General features: G+C 38.1%; 4 protein-coding genes. All 4 read left to right on the top strand.

The features are described from left to right. Nucleotides 1-414, top strand: a 414-nt coding sequence (locus C7Y69_RS21415) for a hypothetical protein (protein ID WP_260563961.1), incomplete at its 5' end; no start/stop codon positions are given. Between the two features lie 78 nt (nucleotides 415-492). Then, nucleotides 493-864, top strand: a complete 372-nt coding sequence (locus tag C7Y69_RS21410) for a hypothetical protein (RefSeq protein WP_221885339.1) — start codon at nucleotides 493-495, stop codon at nucleotides 862-864. Between the two features lie 160 nt (nucleotides 865-1,024). Beyond that, complete coding sequence (locus tag C7Y69_RS21405; RefSeq protein WP_085306442.1) at nucleotides 1,025-1,681, top strand: LysE family translocator; 657 nt, start codon at nucleotides 1,025-1,027, stop codon at nucleotides 1,679-1,681. 134 nt (nucleotides 1,682-1,815) lie between these two features. Beyond that, nucleotides 1,816-2,223, top strand: coding sequence for a GFA family protein (locus C7Y69_RS21400; RefSeq protein WP_126874107.1), 408 nt, complete (start codon nucleotides 1,816-1,818; stop codon nucleotides 2,221-2,223). Nucleotides 2,224-2,332: the final 109 nt, after the last annotated feature.

The following is a 2,332-nucleotide window of genomic DNA, read 5'->3' as shown; positions in this document are numbered from 1 at the left end:
CAAAGCTTAGCGTTATATGCTTTTGAGGAATTCATGCTATCTATCGCTGAACAAAACAAAGAAGTGCATGTGAAGTCTTACTGTCAGAGTTGGTTAAGGCTGCTTTCTCTACAAAAGTTCAACGAAGCCCAGAAACTATTGGATTGTCCAAACAGCTGCGGAGAAACTTGGACAGAAGCCAAATTAAAATTTGCAGTTCAGGAATATTACAACAATACATCGCCAGTAACATTCCAAAATGAAGACCTTTCCAAATGTTCTTCTGAATATTTGGAAACCGAATCTGGAAACCTAATTTGTGGTTTTTATCTTCCGTCTAATAGTGAGATTACGGATTTAACAGTGGAGTTTGAGTTTATCCCGCAAGGTAATGGATTTTATGCAGCAACTATCAACGACGTCCATGTGTTGTAATAGGCACGCATATAACAACTCAATAAACTCGCTCACTTTGTTCGCTGGGACGCATACACGCAGGGCGGCTTCGCCATTATGCCCTACGTGCCTGCGCCCGTTATTGAAAAGTTATATGGAAAGTTAAACATGTGGGACTCATTCAAACCTGACAATTGGAATACCTTACCTCACATATCAGGGCGAGTTGCCTCTGAAATGGATGTAAAAAACGGCTTAGCTGTTTTCTATATACCAGAGGGTAGCTTTGTACTGGATGCCAAATTACCTACATGTGTTATTCAGATTAATGAAAAAACAGGAGAACGAACTCCTGCCGTCGTAATTCAGGCAGAACAAATCGGAGAACAAGTTTACCTTGGTCTGCGTTATCTTGACGGTGGTAATGGTATTTGCGGGCTCGAAGAAGTGGAACAACTAGAAGAACCAAACGAAGAGTTTGCCATATAACAAAACACTAAAGGCGCTCGCGCTGCTCGCTGGGACGCTAACACATGGGCTGCGTCACTTCGTTCCTAATTTTAGCCCATGTGTTATTGCCCCTTAGTGGGGTGTTATATTTTTATTAGAGTTCTGTGCATATTTCAAATATCAATAAAAGGTGATTCATATGGATGTAAATTTACTAGGTATCTTTGTTACTGTTGCAATAGCACATTTTCTTGCTTTGTTAAGCCCTGGACCTGACTTTGTGCTTGTTGTAAAAAGTGCAATTAAAAACGAAGGTAAAAACGCTATTGGTGTTGCATTAGGCATTGCATCAGCTAACGCGGTGTATATCGGTTTATGTTTAATTGGCGTAGGTTCTATTTTAGCTGCTTCTGTTCCTGTAATGATTGCATTAAAAATTATCGGTGGGTTATTTCTTATTTATCTAGCGATACAAGCCTTACGCGCCCGTAAAAGTTCATATAATAATTTAGATATTATAGAATCTAAAAATAACGACTATAGTAAATCGACTTTTTTAAAGGAGTTTGTTACTGGATTCATGTCTGGGATATTAAATCCCAAGAATTTATTGTTTTACCTTAGTCTTTTTACTGTGGTGCTTACCCCAGAAGTAGGCTTTGCTTTTAAGTTAGGCTTAGGGGTTTGGATGACCGTTATTGTATTCTTATGGGATTTATCTATTATTTTCTTGCTTTCAACCCGTACAGTGCGCAGCAAGTTTACTAAAGCAGCTTATTACGTTGATAAGATTACGGGTGCATTGCTAGGTTTTATTGGTTTTGCCATTGTAAAATCAGCATTGGTGAAGCAGTAAAAATATAACAAGTAATTAAACAAGGACAAAAAACAGTTGGCTTTTGCTCCTTCGTCGCTTATTTTAGCCAACATATTTTTTGCCTGTTAATTAGGCGTTATGTTTACAATCATTTATCTAACACGGAGGTTATTATGGCTAATATAATTTCAGGTAGTTGTTGCTGTGGAGACGTAGAGTTTACACTAGAAGATAATTTCAGTAATTTTTTCTTTTGTCACTGTGAACAATGTAGAAAGTTAACTGGTAGTGCTCACGCTTCTAATTTATTCACTTCACCTGATAATATAAATTGGGTTAAAGGTGTTGAAAAAATCAAACGCTATGATCATCCCAAACGTTCTTTTTCGAAAGCATTCTGTGAGAATTGTGCATCTGGATTACCGTTTATATCGCAAAGTGGTAAATCTTTAATTGTTCCTGCTGGCAGTTTAAATGAAGAACCATCAATAAAACTAGATGCTCAAATTTTTAGCTCGGAGCAGACTGAATGGCACAAAGAAGGTCTGCTAGTAGCTAAAGTTTCAGGCTTTCCAAAGTAAACATAACAAGCCAATCAAGCGGGACTGCTAACAGTTTGCTCGGTTCCACTTCGTTTCACATTTTAGCAAACTATTATCAGCCCCTTATTGGGGCGTTAGAAGGCGTCAG

The sequence above is a fragment of the Alteromonas sp. KS69 genome (genome assembly GCF_003989595.1).
In the GTDB taxonomy this organism is placed as follows: Bacteria; Pseudomonadota; Gammaproteobacteria; order Enterobacterales; family Alteromonadaceae; genus Alteromonas; species Alteromonas naphthalenivorans.
The sequence above is the reverse complement of the archived record's forward strand: the minus strand, read 5'-3'. Positions and strand labels throughout refer to the sequence as shown.